11 protein-coding genes are annotated in these 13,307 nt (G+C 62.4%); 8 read left to right on the top strand and 3 right to left on the bottom strand.

Features of this window, described 5'->3' with window-relative positions; genetic code table 11:
- Position 1: 1 nt before the first annotated feature.
- Positions 2 to 1,282: a dissimilatory-type sulfite reductase subunit alpha gene (dsrA, locus tag C0606_04805; GenBank protein PLX37609.1), complete on the bottom strand. Its 1,281-nt coding sequence runs from the start codon at positions 1,280 to 1,282 to the stop codon at positions 2 to 4.
- A 422-nt stretch (positions 1,283 to 1,704) separates the two neighbouring features.
- Complete coding sequence (locus C0606_04810) at positions 1,705 to 2,634, bottom strand: permease (protein PLX37610.1); 930 nt, start codon at positions 2,632 to 2,634, stop codon at positions 1,705 to 1,707.
- Between the two features lie 593 nt (positions 2,635 to 3,227).
- Here C0606_04810 and C0606_04815 point away from each other — a divergent pair.
- The 7 genes from C0606_04815 to C0606_04845 all read left to right on the top strand — a co-directional run bounded on the left by C0606_04815 (position 3,228) and on the right by C0606_04845 (position 8,974).
- Complete coding sequence (locus tag C0606_04815; GenBank protein PLX37611.1) at positions 3,228 to 3,467, top strand: ferrous iron transport protein A; 240 nt, start codon at positions 3,228 to 3,230, stop codon at positions 3,465 to 3,467.
- A complete protein-coding gene (locus tag C0606_04820) occupies positions 3,464 to 5,791 on the top strand; it encodes a ferrous iron transporter B (protein PLX37612.1) in 2,328 nt (775 codons plus the stop codon). The genes C0606_04815 and C0606_04820 overlap by 4 nt, the downstream gene beginning before the upstream one ends.
- Before the next feature lie 5 nt (positions 5,792 to 5,796).
- Complete coding sequence (locus C0606_04825; protein ID PLX37613.1) at positions 5,797 to 6,060, top strand: sugar metabolism transcriptional regulator; 264 nt, start codon at positions 5,797 to 5,799, stop codon at positions 6,058 to 6,060.
- Between the two features lie 179 nt (positions 6,061 to 6,239).
- Positions 6,240 to 7,106, top strand: a complete 867-nt coding sequence (locus C0606_04830) for an ATPase (protein ID PLX37614.1) — start codon at positions 6,240 to 6,242, stop codon at positions 7,104 to 7,106.
- A 148-nt stretch (positions 7,107 to 7,254) separates the two neighbouring features.
- Entirely contained in the window at positions 7,255 to 8,175 is a 921-nt protein-coding gene (locus C0606_04835) for a homoserine O-succinyltransferase (GenBank protein PLX37615.1), read from the top strand.
- A 63-nt stretch (positions 8,176 to 8,238) separates the two neighbouring features.
- Complete coding sequence (locus C0606_04840; protein ID PLX37616.1) at positions 8,239 to 8,556, top strand: hypothetical protein; 318 nt, start codon at positions 8,239 to 8,241, stop codon at positions 8,554 to 8,556.
- The gene (locus C0606_04845; protein PLX37617.1) at positions 8,549 to 8,974 is read left to right on the top strand and encodes a type II toxin-antitoxin system MqsA family antitoxin; all 426 of its coding nucleotides are present in this window, start codon (positions 8,549 to 8,551) and stop codon (positions 8,972 to 8,974) included. The genes C0606_04840 and C0606_04845 overlap by 8 nt, the downstream gene beginning before the upstream one ends.
- A gap of 75 nt (positions 8,975 to 9,049) precedes the next feature.
- Here C0606_04845 and sat read toward each other — a convergent pair whose 3' ends face one another.
- Positions 9,050 to 10,228, bottom strand: coding sequence for a sulfate adenylyltransferase (gene sat / locus C0606_04850; GenBank protein PLX37618.1), 1,179 nt, complete (start codon positions 10,226 to 10,228; stop codon positions 9,050 to 9,052).
- Positions 10,229 to 10,811: 583 nt separating this feature from the next.
- Between sat and C0606_04855 the strand changes: the two genes are divergently transcribed.
- Positions 10,812 to 13,259 (top strand): glycogen phosphorylase, encoded by a 2,448-nt coding sequence (locus C0606_04855; protein PLX37619.1) that lies wholly within the window; start codon positions 10,812 to 10,814, stop codon positions 13,257 to 13,259.
- Positions 13,260 to 13,307 lie beyond the last annotated feature (48 nt).

Genomic DNA, 13,307 nt, shown 5'->3' on the forward strand with positions numbered 1-13,307 from the left:
GTTACTCGGCAGCGACCGGCTCACCACTGTCTTTCTTGCCCTTGCGCTCGTACCACTTCTCCGCTTCCTCGGTGAAGTCGTCGGTGCGGACGTAGCAGGACGTGCGCGGATGACGGACCATGTTCGGATCCGGATCGATGCCGACAGCCTCGAGGAAGGCCGGCAGACCGATGCGGTCGATGGTCTCGCCGATACGCTCGTGCTCGAGCGCGTTCTCGGCGAAGAAGTCGATGACGTTACCGGCGAACTCGTTCAGAGCCTCGAAATCCTCGTCGGTGCCGAGCTTCATGAACGGCACGACCATGGTGCCCATCAGGTCGCCGATCTTCAGCGCGCGCTTGCCGCCGATGAGGACCGAAACGCCCTTGTCATCACCCGGCGACAGCGCCTTGTTCATGACGTTCAGGCAGTGCATGCAGCGCACGCACGACTTGTTGTCGACTTCCAGCGTGTCGTCGTCATTGAGGCTGAGCGCGCGGGTCGGGCACATCGCAACGACGGAGTCGATGACATATTTGCGACCAACCTCGTCGACGTACTTCTTGACCTCTTCCTGGTTGACCTTCATGTCGTCGCGCCAGGTGCCGATGACAGCGAAGTCAGCGCGGTGAATGGCGTTGACGCAGTCGTTGCCGCAGCCCGAGAACTTGAACTTGAACTTGTAGGGCAGCGCCGGGCGGTGCATCTCGTCGAGGAACTCGTTGATGACCTCGCGGTGGGCGCGCACTTCGTCGTAGCACGACATTTCGCAGCGGGCATGGCCGACGCAGCTCATCGAGGTACGCAGCGCCGGACCGGCACCGCCAAGGTCGTAACCCATCTCGTTGAGTTCATCGAACGCCTTCTGGGTGTTCTCGGTGGTGCAGCCCTGGAACATGATGTCGCCGGACTGGCCATGGAACGCGATCAGGCCCGAACCGTACTTCTCCCAGATGTCGCACATCTTGCGGAGCGTCTCGGTGTCGTAGTGGTAGCCTGCCGGCGGCATGACGCGAAGGGTGTGGAATTCCTTCGATTCCGGGAACTTCGAGGCAACTTCGGAGAAGCGCGGAATGATGCCGCCGCCGTAACCGAAGACCGACACGGTGCCGCCCTTCCAGAAGCCGAGGCGCTCTTCATAAGAGTGCTCAAGCTGACCCAGCAGGTCGTTCACCATCGGCGCGTACTGCTCGCCCTGGGAATCACGCAGGCGCTTCAGGCCGGTGATGAAGCTCGGCCACGGACCGCTTTCCAGCTCGTCCAGAAGCGGTGTCTCGTGGTGTTTTCCGTTATCGGCTGACATATGCGATCCTCACCCTCCTTGCGGCGGCACGACATTCTGGCTCGGCGCGCCGTTGATGCATCCTTGGTGGCAGCCCTGCGACGCGTCGCATCCGCCATGTTCGTGCGGGCGGCGCAGCGGGCCGGTTTCGGCCAGCACTGAGCGTGCCCTCGCCTGTATGAAATGATTCATACAGCGGATCCCGTCTCCCACCGTTCCCCCTCGGCAGACTTTGATCATATATCGATCCTTTCATATCAGCAAGGGCTAATATGACAGGAATAACTCGTTTTATTACTTGGATTTACAGTCATCGAGCGGGTGCAGCAGAGTTTTTTGCGCTGCACAAAACGGAACGATTCCATCGGCAGCGGATTCCTCTTGGCTAAGCTCGCCTCATACTTTTTGGGGAGGCAAAACTTATACCCGGGGCCTTTTTATGCTCAATGGCCGCCCGCGAATACACGACCAAGGGAGTAGAACTCGTCCGGGGTCGCGACGAGGTTATAGCCGAGCCGGACGCAGACCAGCAAGACGAGAAGTGCTAAAAGTGCGCGCAATTGCTCGCCTCGCAGCTTCTGTCCGACCTGTGCGCCGAACTGCGCGCCGATGACGCCGCCGACCATGAGAATCAGGGCGAGCACCACGTCGACGGTCTGGTTGGTGGTCGATTGGATCACCGTGGTGAAGGCGGTGACGATCGCGATCTGAAACAGCGAGGTGCCGATCACGACGTTGGTCGGCACGCGCAGCAGGTAAATCATCGCCGGAACCATGATGAAGCCGCCGCCGACGCCCATGATCGAGGCGAGGATGCCGACCAGACCTCCGAGCACCAGCACGGGAATCGCGCTGAGATAGAGCTTGGAACGTTTGAAGCGGACCTTGAACGGTAGGCCGTGGATCCAGTTGTGGTGGCCGGGGCGGCGGACCATGGCCCGCTCGCCGCGCGACGTACGCCTGAGCGCATTGACGCTTTCGATCAGCATCAGGGCGCCGATGACACCGAGGAACAGCACGTAGCAGAGCGAAATGATCAGATCGAGCTGGCCGAGTTCCCGCAACAGGCGGAACAGCCAGACGCCGAACACCGAGCCGACGATACCGCCGGCCAAAAGCAGCATGCCGAGCCGGATATCGACCGAACGGCGACGGAAGTGCACCAGCGCGCCGGAAAAGGACGAGGCGACGATCTGGTTGGCCTCGGTGGCCACAGCGACCGCCGGCGGTATGCCGGTGAAGATGAGCAGCGGCGTCATCAGAAAGCCGCCGCCAACCCCGAACATGCCCGACAGGAAGCCAACCGCGCCCCCCATCCCCAGAATGAGGAAGATATTGACCGGGATCTCTGCGATCGGCAGGTAGAGTTGCACGGGCCAGCCTTTCCGTCCGCCAGCGCGGCGAACACTCGAAAAAGGGCCATCGGCGGCGAACCTGTCAACACATATTTCCCTTTGAATATGGTCGATACGGCAGAGCGAACGCCCGTTCAGGGCCTTCTCCAGCCCCAGCGCCACCGGTAGAGCCGGCCATCGAGCAATTTTTTTTAGAACGCGGAAAATCGGGTTGGGAGCGGCCGCAATCCCCGTCGCTGCAAATTCCTCGGGAATCTCGCCATGCAGCCGGCAATTCAGATATATTAGAGTTATCTAATTGATGAGAAACGGGGTTTTCAACGTCACCGGATCGGCGGGCATCCCGCAACAGGTTCGAAGACGGCGGCGGCAAACGCCGAATCGTCAAGCATTTGATCAAAGTCAACGTCAGCGCCATGCGTGTGCGGTAGTGCAAACGCTAATGCAAGTCGCTTGCATCGATAGATCAAAGCCTCCATAGAAAAGAGACTGAAAAAGGGTTACGGCACATGATGCCCCTCCTCTTCCGAAAAAAAGCTGAGGCGCAGCACTCCGCGAGCATCGCTGCCCCGCGGGCGGACGGCGAACGTCATATGGAACGGACAAGCGGAATGGATGTTAGTGTCAAGGATCTGGCGATCGGCGAACGCGCCCGTGTGGTCGGTTATGTCCGTGGCGAGCGCCAGGGGCGTGAACGGCTGCTGACGATGGGGCTAACGCCGGGCACCGAGTTCACCGTCAGCCGCATCGCCCCGCTCGGCGACCCGATCGAGATCCGGGTTCGCGGCTTCTCCCTTTCCCTGCGCAAGAACGAAACGCATCTGCTGAAGATCGAGCGGGTCACGGGATGACATCGGTCACCATCGCAACGGCCGGCAATCCGAATTGCGGCAAGACGACCCTGTTCAATGCATTGACGGGCGCGCGCCAGCAGGTCGGCAACTGGCCGGGCGTGACCGTCGACCGCAAGGAAGGCTCGTTCACCCACAAGGGAACGGCGATCACTGTGGTCGACCTGCCGGGCACCTATTCGCTCGGCGGCACGTCGGCGAGCGGGCTCGATGAATCAATTGCCCGCGACTACATCCTGTCGGGCGCCGCCGACCTCGTCATCAACATCGTCGACGCGTCCAATCTGGAGCGCAATCTCTACCTCACCGTTCAGCTGCTCGAGATGCGCGTGCCGATGATCGTGGCGCTGAACATGATGGATGCCGCCGCCGAGAGCGGGCTGCGAATCGACGCCGATGAGCTGTCCGCCCGGCTCGGCTGCCCAGTCATTCCGCTGGTCGCCAGCCGCAAGCAGGGCATCGATGCGCTGAAGGACGCGGTCCTCGCGCTTGCCGGCGAGCCGAAGGCGCCGAGCGCCGATCTCGGCTATCTGCCGCTGATCGAAGAAGCGATCGCGCGCCTCGTCCCCCACATCGAACCCTCGGCAACCGCGAGCCACCTCAACGAGCGCTGGCTCGCCGCCAAGCTGATCGAGGACGACGGCGTCGCGGCGAAGATCGTTGACGAGACGCTGCTCGATCTGGCCGCGCGCGAGCGCCAGAACATCGAAGACACGATGGACGAGGATATCGACATCCTCTTCGCCGACAGCCGCTACGGGTTCGCCAACGCGCTGACGCGCGACTCGGTGAAACGCACCCACCGGGTCTCCCACACCACGTCCGACCGCATCGACGCCGTGGTGCTGAACCGGGTACTCGGCATCCCGATCTTTCTCGTCGTGATGTATCTGATGTTCCTGTTCGCGATCAATTTCGCGAGCGCCTTCATCGATTTCTTCGACATCCTGACGGGCACGCTGCTGGTCGACGGACCGGCGCATCTGATGGCCTTGTGGGGCATGCCCGACTGGCTGATCGCGCTTTTGCCGAAGGGCATCGGCGTCGGCATCCAGACCGTGTCGACCTTCATTCCGGTGATCGGCTTCCTGTTCCTGTTCCTCACCTTCCTTGAGGACTCCGGCTACATGTCGCGCGCCGCCTTCGTCATGGACCGCTCGATGCGGGCGATCGGCCTGCCGGGCAAGTCCTTCATTCCGATGATCCTCGGCTTCGGCTGCACGGTGCCGGCGGTGATGGCGGCCCGCACGCTCGACAACCGCCGCGACCGGATCATGACGGTGATGATGGCGCCGTTCATGTCGTGCGGCGCCCGGCTGCCGGTCTATGCGCTGTTCGCCGCCGCCTTCTTCCCGAGTGGCGGGCAGAACATCGTCTTCCTTCTGTACCTGCTCGGTATCGTCTTTGCCGTGATGACCGGCCTGGCGCTGAAGAACACGCTGCTGCGCGGCCAGACCTCGCCGTTCATCATGGAGCTGCCGCCCTATCACATCCCGACCATCAAGGGCCTGCTGCGGCAGACCTGGGACCGGCTGAAGAACTTCATTTTCGATGCCGGCAAGATGATCGTCGCGGTGATCGTCGTTCTGAGCGTGCTCAACACGCTCGGCACGGACGGCAGCATCGGCAACGAGAACACCGACAAGTCGGTGCTGGCGACGATCGGCAAGACGATCACGCCGGTGGTGTCGCCGATGGGCATTTCGCAAGACAACTGGCCGGCGACCGTCGGCCTGTTCACCGGCATCTTCGCCAAGGAGGCCGTGGTCGGCGCGCTCGATTCGCTCTACACCCGCATGGCCGAAGCCGACGCACCGGCGACAGGCGCGGAAGACGACGGATTCGATCTCGCCGCCGGCATCGGCGAGGCATTTGCCTCGATCCCGGCCAATCTCACCGACGCGCTCGCCAGTTTCGCCGATCCGCTCGGCATCGACATCGGCGACCTCAGCGATCAGACGGCGGCGGCGACCGATCAGGGCGTTGCGAGCGGAACCTTCGGCGCCATGGCGAGCCGCTTCGATGGCGTCGTCGGCGCCCTCGCCTATCTGGTCATGATCCTGCTCTACATCCCTTGCGTTGCCGCGATCTCGGCGATCTGGCGCGAGACCGGTACGCGCTGGACGCTGTTCGCCGCTGGCTGGACCACCGGGCTCGCCTATGGAACCTCCGTACTCGTCTACCAGATCGGCACTTATGGCGCGCATCCGAGCTCGTCGCTGCTGTGGATCGGCGGGGTTCTCTCGGTCTTCGTTCTGGTGCTGACCGCGATGCGCATGATGGGCAGCGACACCGATGGCGCCGACCTGTCTCCGGCGGAGTAGAGCCCATGCTGATCAGCGACATCCGCAGCTACATCGCCGATGCCGGGCGAGTCTCGGTCTCCAGCATCGCGGCCCGCTTCGACATCGAGCCCGATGCGCTGAAGGGTATCCTCGACACGCTTGCGGCGAAGGGCACGATCCGGCCCGTCGGCGAACCGCAATCGGCCTGCAGCACAGGCAGCGGCTGCAACAGCGGCGGGTGCGGATGCTGCTCCTACGGCGTTGAAGAAATCTACGAATGGGTCGGCCGGCGGCGCGACCGCGCCTGAGCTCCGGCACGCGACGCGCGGCGGCGGCGTCACCTTGCGCGATTCGTCGCGACGATTCCCCAAGTGTTCCCCTTTGACGCTCCGCCGAATGCGGGCATCATGGCGAAAAAGGCACCGTCTCACCGGCTGTTCAACACATGGCTGGCGGTGTTCTTGTTGTGCGGGGAAGCGGGGCAATCATGTTTTTCACGTCGCCACAGGGGTTCCGGGACTGGGACCGCAAGGCCGTCACGGTTTTTGGCATGTCGGGGGTTGGCAAGACGACCGTCGCCTCGATGCTGCGCTCGAGCGAGTGGTTCCACTATTCGGTCGATTTCCGCATCGGCACCCGCTACATGGGCGAGCACATCGTCGACAATTTCAAGCGCGAGGCGATGAAGGTCAAATTCCTGCGCGACCTGCTGATCTCGGATTCGATCTACATTTCCTCGAACATCTCGTTCAACAATCTCGATCCGCTGTCGACCTATCTCGGCAAGCCGGGCAAGGCGGCGCTCGGCGGCATCTCCTTTCCGCAATACCGCAAGCGCCAGGAACAGCACCGCGTGGCCGAAATCGCCGCGCTGCGGGACGTTCCGGCCTTCATCGAGAAGGCGCGCGACATCTACGACTACGACCAGTTCATCTGCGATTCCGGCGGCAGCCTCTGCCACGTGGTCGACCCGGACGACCCGAAGGACCCGGTGCTGTCGGTGCTGGCGAAGAACACGCTGCTGCTCTACATCCGCGGCACGGCCGAACACGCGGCGATGCTGGTCGAGCGGTTCAAGGCCGATCCGAAGCCGATGCACTACCCCGACGACCTGCTGTGCGAGCTGTGGAACATTTTCAAACGGGACAACGATATCCGCCGCGACCGCGATGTCGATCCGAACGCGTTCGCGGTGTGGGGGTTCGAGCAATTGCTGCACACCCGCATCCCGCTCTATGAGGCGATCGCGGCCAAGCACGGCTATACCGTGGAGGCCGAGGAAATGATGGCAGTGAAGAGCGCGGGCGACTTCGTCGACCTCATCGCCACGGCGATTTCCCGACGCACGGACTGATACACCGCCGGTTCGGTCATGCTGGCCGGACGAGCTGTCAGTTGCGAACGCGCCCGCAACCGCCTATCTCATTCTCCCGCACCTTTCGCAGCGGCACCGGGGAAGCTCCGGCGCCACGAAGGGAGCGCATCCGAAGCAGGAGCCTGTCATGCCGATCAAGATTCCCGACGATCTTCCCGCCCGCGCCACGCTGGAGCAGGAAGGCGTCATGATCATGACCGAGGAGATGGCGGTCCGTCAGGACATCCGTCCCCTGCAGGTGGCGCTGCTCAATCTGATGCCGAACAAGGTCCGCACCGAGACGCAGTTCGCCCGGCTGATCGGCGCCTCGCCGCTGCAGGTCGAATTCACGCTGATCAAGATCGGCGGCCACACGCCGAAGAACGCCTCGGCGGCGCACATGCTCGCCTTCTACGAGGATTGGGAAGCCGTTCGGGACCGCAAGTTCGACGGGCTGGTGATCACCGGCGCGCCGATCGAGCGGCTCGAGTTCGAAGAGGTGACCTATTGGAACGAGCTGAAGCAGATCCTCGACTGGACGCAGACCAACGTCCATTCGACCATGGGGATCTGCTGGGGCGCGCAGGCGGCGCTGCACTATTTCCACGGCGTGCCGAAGCACGACCTGCAGCGCAAGGCGTTCGGCGTGTTCCGCCACCGCAATCTCAATCCGGCGTCGCCCTATCTGCGCGGCTTCTCCGACGACTTCTCGATTCCGGTGTCGCGCTGGACGGAAATCCGCAACACCGATCTGCCGGAGGATACCGGGCTTGAACTGCTGATGGAGTCGGACGACACCGGGCCGTGCCTGATCGACGATCCAACGCGCCGCTTCCTCTACATGTTCAATCACATCGAGTACGATTCGAGCTCGCTGGCGGAGGAATACTGGCGCGACGTGGAGGCCGGCATCGACATGCAGGTGCCGCATGCCTACTTCCCGAGCAACGATCCGCACCTGACGCCGGAAAACCGCTGGCGCAGCCACGCGCATCTCTTGTTCGGCAACTGGATCAATCAGGTCTACCAGACCACGTCGTACGATCTGGACAATATCGGGACGGAGTAACGTGCAGGACGGAGCCCTTAGAGGTCATCTTGAAAAAACACCATAGTGGTGTTATTTTCCGTCATGATCGACAAGCGAAAAGCGACCTACGATCTTGACGCAATTCAGACTGCTTTCTTCAGCGAAAGCAGTCTGGTTGCTACCGGTTCCGCGCTTCGCGGCGCTGCCGCGCTTGGATTTGGACGGCGTGAAATCGTCCGGACCATCCAATCGATCAGGCGCAAGCATTTCGTCAAGTCGATGACGTCCTATGCCGACCACCGCATCTGGCAGGATGTTTATTACGTGCCGAGCGAGGTAGGAACACTCTACGTCAAGTTCACGGCTGGAGCCGTGACGGAGTTTCTCCTCCTGTCGTTCAAGGAGAAAGACAATGGCTGAAGCGATTTGCCCGGAATGCGGCCATCCGATGCATCGCGACGAGCGGCCGATGACCATCACCTATAAGGACCAGTCGACCACTTTCGACATGCCGGGCTGGTACTGCAATGACGATGGCGAGAGTCTCCATAGCGGCGACGACATGAAGGTCTCCGACCGGGCACTGAACCGGCTGAAGGCCGAAGTCGAAGGCTTGCTCGAACCGCAAACGATTCGCCGGATACGCAAGCGCCTGAAACTTACGCAGAAGGATGCCGGCCGCCTCATCGGTGGCGGTCCCAATGCGTTTCAGAAATACGAAAGCGGTGATGTCCTTGTCAGCCGGGCTGTGACCAGCGCTCTGCTCCTGCTCGATTCCAATCCCGACGGCCTGGAGACGCTCAAAAAGCGCGCGGCAGGCGCAAGCGAAGCTGCGTAGCTGCAAGCATCGTTGCCAAACAAAAAGGCCGCGGATCGCTCCGCGGCCTTTCGTGTGTCTGATACTCCGATCGCGTCAGGCGATCTTGGTCTTGGCGTAGAATTCCTGCAGCACCGCGACCACTTCTGGACGCGAGAACTCCGGCGGGATCGGATCGCCATTGGCCAGCATCTCGCGCTGCTTGGTGCCGGAGATGTTGATCTGGTCTTCCTTGCCGTGCGGGCAGGTCTTGGCGGTCGCCATGCCGTAGCACTTCTTGCAGTAGAAGGTGATGTCGATCTTGAGCGGCTCGGTGACCAGCGCACCGTCCCACAGCTCATCGAAGATGTGCTGGGCATCGAACGGGCCATAGTAGTCGCCGACGCCGGCGTGATCGCGGCCGACGACGAGGTGCGAGCAGCCGAAGTTCTGACGGATCAGCGCATGCATCAGCGCCTCGCGCGGGCCGGCATAACGCATCTCGATCGGGTAACCGGCCTGCACCACGGTGCCGGGGCGGAAATAGTTGTCGATCATCGCCTGGATCGCCTTGGTGCGAACCTCGGCCGGGATGTCGCCCGGCTTCAGCGCGCCGAGAACCTGGTGGATGAAGACGCCGTCGGTGACTTCGGCGGCGATCTTGACCAGATGCTCGTGGCTGCGGTGCATCGGGTTGCGGGTCTGGAAGGCGGCGACCCGCGACCAGCCCTTCTGCAGGAAGAGCGCACGCGATTCGGCCGGGCGCAGATAGAGCCCTGCATACTTGGTCGGGAACTCGCCCTCGGAAAGCGCCTTGACCGGGCCGGCGAGGTTCACCGCGCCCTGTGCCATGACCTTCTGCACGCCCGGATGCTCGGGATCGGTGGTGCGGAAGACATGCTCGCACTCAAGCGCCTTGTCGATGGCGTACTTCTCGCGCACTTCCATGATGCCGAGGATTTCATTGTTGGAAGCGTCGACCAGCGCCACTTCCTCCTCGATGCCGATCGAGTCGGCGAGATCGCGCGACGTCGACAGCGTGATCGGGATCGGCCAGAAGACGCCGCTGGTCAGCTTCATGTCGACGCAAGCACCGCGCCAGTCGGCCTCGCCCATGAAGCCTTCGAGCGGCGTGTAGGCGCCCATGGCCAGCATGAACAGGTCGGAGACCTCGCGCGAGGTCATCGGGATCTTCTTCAGCCCTTCGGCGCGCTTGAGCTCTTCCGCCCGCTCTATTTCCGGAGCAAGCAGCGGTTTCAGCGTTGCCGCGCCGTGCGGCGGTACGAGATGCGACATGGGGTTCCCCCTCCCGTGAAGTGTGCAATCGGGGCTATTTCTGTTCGCCCCATTCCGCCGGCTTACCCTCATCGGCATAGCGGTCGTGATGGCGCGAACAGTAAGTCATCCCGAGTGTTCGTTCAAAAAAAGAATATTAGGACTTTTGCATAAGCCGCCGATGCACAGGTTACGGGGCAGAGCCCCGGACATTCGGCAGCCTGCTCCGGTCCGGCGGGTCGCGATGTGTTTCGCACAGCCGCAGGCGTTCTCAAGGACTCTTGGTGCCGCGGCATAACGCGGCCCAACCGGTCATATCGAAGCCGATTTCATTACGCGGATCGCGTGTCTTTCGTGGCGGTGAAATCGTGCTATGAGTTAGCGATGTCTAAACTCGGTTTTCCCAGCCGGGCTTTTGCACATAAAATTGGGGAACTGCTGGGATACCCGTGCCGCCCCGAAAAGGGGCACGGCAGGGGACATGACTGCAATGCCGTATCGGCGAAGGGGCCACGGCTGCGGGGGACCGGACAAGATGTGCCGGGTGCCCGCCTGGTTTGTCCTGCGGTGACATGGCCGCACGGCAAAGGGGATTGGAGAGACCATGACGCTCGAAGGACTGGCCACTGTCGGCGAACTCTGCGAAGGCGATTGCGCGGATCTGCAGCAGCGCATCGTCGACCGGCTGATCTATACGGTCGGCAAGGACGTCGAACACGCCAAGGACAGGGACTGGTGCGCGGCGCTGTCGCTTGCCGTTCGCGACTACGTCGTCGACCGCTGGCATGCCGACATCGTGCGCACCGACGTGGCGCGACCGAAGCGGGTCTATTACCTGTCGATGGAGTTCCTGATCGGCCGTCAGCTGCACGACGCGGTCTCCAATCTCGGCATCGAGGACATCTGTCGCGAGGCGACCGCCGCGCTCGGCATCGACTACGAACAGCTTCTGACGCTCGAAGCCGATGCGGCGCTCGGCAATGGCGGGCTCGGCCGGCTGGCCGCCTGTTTCCTCGATTCCATGTCGACGCTCGGCATCGCCGCCTTCGGTTATGGCATCCGCTACGAGCACGGCCTGTTCAAGCAGCGCATCAAGGACGGCTGGCAGATCGAGGAAGCCGAGGACTGGCTGGTCTCCGGCCATGTCTGGGAGTTCGAACGCTCCGACGTCACCTTCCCGGTGTCGTTCGGCGGCCATGTGGAAACCGACCATTCGGGCCGCGCAGTGTGGCATCCGCAGACCCAGGTGATCGCGGCCGCCTTCGATACGCCGGTGGTCGGCTGGCGCGGCAATCACGTCAATACACTCAGGCTGTGGGCGGCGAACCCGGCGCAGCTGTTCGACCTGCACACCTTCAACCGAGGCGACTTCATCCACGCTTCGCGCGATGCGATCCTCGCCAATTCGCTGTCGCGGGTGCTTTATCCCGACGACACCACGCCGGAAGGCAAGGAACTGCGGCTGAAGCAGGAATATTTCTTCACTGCTGCATCGCTCGAAGACGTCCTGCGGCGGCATATCGACGAGCATGGCGACCTCGAGACCCTGCCCGACTACGTCGCCATCCAAATGAACGACACCCACCCGACGATCGCGGTGCCGGAACTGATCCGCCGCCTGGTCGACGATCACGGCATGACGCTCGATCGGGCGATGGAAATCACCACCGCGGTGCTGTGCTACACCAATCACACGCTGCTGCCCGAAGCTCTGGAACGCTGGCCGGTCGACCTGATGTGGCGGGTGCTGCCGCGGCACATGCAGATCATCGAGTGGATCGACGCCTGGCACGCCGGACGCATTCGCGATCTCGGCGATCCCGTGCCGATCGATGCGGTCAAGGTGATCGACAATCATGGCGGCGTGCGCATGGGCACGCTCGGTTTCATCGGCAGCCACCGGGTCAACGGCGTATCTGCGCTGCATACGGAGCTGATGAAGCAGACCGTGTTCCGCGACCTGCACACGCTCTATCCCGACCGCATCGTCAACCAGACCAACGGCATCACGCCGCGGCGCTGGCTCTACGAATGCAATCCGGAACTGCGCGACCTGATCACCGATGCCATGGGCGACGAATGGGTCGACGATCTGGAGCGGCTCGAAGCGATCGCGCCGCTGGCCGACGACGCCGCGTTCCGCACCCGCTTCAAGATCGCCAAGCAGGACAACAAGAACCGGCTGGCGAATGTGGTCGCCGAGCGGATCGGCCTGAAGATCGATCCGCAGGCGATGTTCGACGTCCACATCAAGCGCATCCACGAATACAAGCGCCAGCTCCTCAACGTGATGGAGACCATCGCGCTCTATCGCGAGATCAAGCGTAACCCGAACGCGGAGTGGACACCGCGAGTCAAGCTGTTCGCCGGCAAGGCGGCGCCGGGCTATTTCATGGCCAAGCTGATCATCAAGCTGATCAACGATGTCGCCAACGTCATCAACAACGATCCGGAGATCGGCGATCGGCTGAAGGTCGCCTACCTGCCGAACTACAATGTCTCGTTTGCCGAAATCATCATCCCGGCGGCCGACCTGTCTGAGCAGATCTCGACGGCGGGCATGGAGGCGTCAGGCACCGGCAACATGAAGTTCGCGCTCAATGGCGCGCTCACCGTCGGCACGCTCGACGGCGCCAATGTGGAAATCCGCGACCGGGTCGGCGACGACAACATCTTCATTTTCGGTCTCACCGCGGAAGGGGTCGACGAGCGGCGGCGCCAGGGCCTCGACGGACGAGGCGCCATTGCCGACAGCCCGCTCCTGTCGGAAGCGCTCAGCATGATCGAGCACGGCGCCTTTTCGCCCGACGATGCCAATCGCTTCCGCGGCATAGTCGACAAGCTGCGTTATGACGACTACTTCCTGGTGACCGCAGACTTCCAGTCGTACTATGATACGCAACGTCGGATCGACCGGGCCTTCCGGGACTCCGAAACCTGGCATCGGCAGGCACTTCTCAATACGGCACGGGTCGGCTGGTTCTCCTCCGACAGGACGATCCGCGGCTATGCCAAAGACATGTGGGACGTCCCTGTCGGGCCTCTGCGATAGCGGGGATCAGATGGCACATTCTCAGGAGATTGCACCCTCGGCCGAGGT

Source organism: Hyphomicrobiales bacterium (assembly GCA_002869065.1).
In the GTDB taxonomy this organism is placed as follows: domain Bacteria; phylum Pseudomonadota; class Alphaproteobacteria; order Rhizobiales; family Rhodobiaceae; genus Rhodobium.

Bases quoted from the DNA above. Each gene is read 5' to 3' on its own strand.
- dsrA (PLX37609.1), bottom strand. From the start codon at position 1,282: ATGTCAGCCGATAACGGAAAACACCACGAGACACCGCTTCTGGACGAG.
- C0606_04815 (PLX37611.1), top strand. From the start codon at position 3,228: ATGGATGTTAGTGTCAAGGATCTGGCGATCGGCGAACGCGCCCGTGTG.
- C0606_04820 (PLX37612.1), top strand. From the start codon at position 3,464: ATGACATCGGTCACCATCGCAACGGCCGGCAATCCGAATTGCGGCAAG.
- C0606_04825 (PLX37613.1), top strand. From the start codon at position 5,797: ATGCTGATCAGCGACATCCGCAGCTACATCGCCGATGCCGGGCGAGTC.
- C0606_04830 (PLX37614.1), top strand. From the start codon at position 6,240: ATGTTTTTCACGTCGCCACAGGGGTTCCGGGACTGGGACCGCAAGGCC.
- C0606_04835 (PLX37615.1), top strand. From the start codon at position 7,255: ATGCCGATCAAGATTCCCGACGATCTTCCCGCCCGCGCCACGCTGGAG.
- C0606_04840 (PLX37616.1), top strand. From the start codon at position 8,239: ATGATCGACAAGCGAAAAGCGACCTACGATCTTGACGCAATTCAGACT.
- C0606_04845 (PLX37617.1), top strand. From the start codon at position 8,549: ATGGCTGAAGCGATTTGCCCGGAATGCGGCCATCCGATGCATCGCGAC.
- sat (PLX37618.1), bottom strand. From the start codon at position 10,228: ATGTCGCATCTCGTACCGCCGCACGGCGCGGCAACGCTGAAACCGCTG.
- C0606_04855 (PLX37619.1), top strand. From the start codon at position 10,812: ATGACGCTCGAAGGACTGGCCACTGTCGGCGAACTCTGCGAAGGCGAT.